The organism is Kocuria sp. NBRC 114282, from assembly GCF_030268385.1.
Lineage (GTDB): Bacteria > Actinomycetota > Actinomycetes > Actinomycetales > Micrococcaceae > Kocuria > Kocuria palustris.
Genome location: NZ_BSQO01000020.1, coordinates 1 through 1793, shown reverse-complemented (window position 1 = coordinate 1793; position 1793 = coordinate 1). Strand labels below are relative to the sequence as shown.

General features: G+C 66.4%; 1 protein-coding gene and 1 pseudogene. Both read right to left on the bottom strand.

The window, feature by feature from the left end:
* Nucleotides 1–124 precede the first annotated feature (124 nt).
* On the bottom strand, nt 125–532 hold the full coding sequence (locus QSJ40_RS12530) for a transposase (RefSeq protein ID WP_285731334.1): 408 nt from the start codon (nt 530–532) through the stop codon (nt 125–127).
* A 103-nt stretch (nt 533–635) separates the two neighbouring features.
* A pseudogene (locus tag QSJ40_RS12525) lies at nt 636–1705 on the bottom strand (hypothetical protein).
* Nucleotides 1706–1793 lie beyond the last annotated feature (88 nt).

Genomic DNA, 1793 nt, shown 5'->3' with positions numbered 1-1793 from the left:
GCGACTTCACGGCGAGATCGGCATGATCCCGCCCGTCGAGCTCGAGGACACCTACCATCACAACCACCCCGCACCGGCACCCGCCGACGCGGCACTTGCGAGCCTCTAACAAACCCGGGGCGATTCAGTCGTACAGCCTGCGCCGGATCTGGTGCGGCTGGTGTTCGGCCAGCAGCAGGCGCAGGCGTTCCTTGACGGCATGCGCGGCGGCGATCTCGTTGGTCGGATCCTCGGCGGCGAGGGCGGCGTTGAACCGGGCCTTTTGCTTGACGGTGAGGTGCTCGTAGCCGGTGAGCAGCAGTTGCCGGCTGGCCCAGACTTTGTCGGTGGCGGTGCCGCGGCGGCCGTGCAGTTGCCGGGTGATCCGTTGACGGACCTGGGTGCCCATGAGGTTGGCGAGGGCGACGAGATGCCACTTGTCGACTGCGATCCGCGCGTCCGGCAGGGCGGTGCGGATCCCGGATCGACAGGTACAACAGCGCCCGCCCGCACACCCGCCTCGGCAACGCCCCACCCGCCGAGTACGAGGCATCGCACTGCGCTGAGCCCACCAAGTCATCGCGACCGGCAATGACACCTGCATAGACGTGGCATCAACGCGTAGATGTTTCAGTTTCTTCTGTGCTGGGGCTGTGTCAGGTGCTGGACCGGGTGTAGGCAGCGGCGCGCACCACATCTTCGTCCTCCAGTCCAGCTCCTAGTGCTCCGCCCACGGTGGCCAGGCTGGCGGTGAGCCAGCTGATCTTCGCGTAGTCCAAAGCGTTCACTGGGTGACCAGCGACACCGGCCAGTACCTGCTCGTCGATGAGAAGCAGCGCGCCGACCCAGGACAGGATGAATAAGACGAGGTAGAACACCACAACCCCGATGGCCACGGTCGCGGTGGTGGCCAAATTGAACAGGATCACCTGCTCACGTTGGGCTCGCCGCCGTGGGCGCTCCCACAAGTCGGCTCCCAGGATCAGGGTGGCACTCACCGCCCCGATCGCCATCACCGCCAGCAGGACCAGGCGCACCGGCCCGTAGGCCATGGCCAGTACCCATAGGTCCGAGGCCACCAATGTCAGCATGCCGGTGGCCGCTGCCACGACCAGCGCCCGGGAGAGCCGGGCCACGAAGGCCCAAGGCTGGTTGGCGCGGATCATGCCCAGCAGCAACCGCACGTTGCCGCTCAGCACTCGGGCCGTGAACTGCACGACGTTGTCGTCCGGGCGTTCGTCGAGATCGGTGGACAGCTGGTGGGCTCTTCGAGCAAGATCCCGCTGGGCGTTGGGGTCTTCGGCGTCGTAGCCGAGGAGCTGCCCGACCACGTGCACGGTGGTCTCTTGCACCTTCTGCCGCACGTGCACGGGTCCCAGGGTTGGGACGGAGACCAGTCCTACCCCGTGCACGGGGCTGAGCTGGGTGAGCACCGGACGTCGGCCGGTCTTCAGGGGATCTCGGTGAGCACCACGGCCAAATCCCAGTTCTCCTCCAGCACGCGGTTTCGGGCCGCCTCCAGCAGGTCCAAGGTCTCGGTAGGTGGATCGACCAGCCGGTCTTCGGCCATCTTCAGTTGCCAGCGCACTCCCGGATACCGCTGCACCAAAATCTTGCGCACCGAGGTGGCGACCTCGGGGCCGAGCACCGCACTCAGGGATGGTGAGACCACCAGGCCGATGAGCAGCTTGAATCGCCCCGGGTCTGGTGGAGGCTCTGAATCCACGGGAGGATGAGGAGCATGGCAGCACCGAGGAAGTACCCCGACGAGCTTCGGGAGAGAGCCACGAGGATGGCAGTTCAGTCACGGCGCG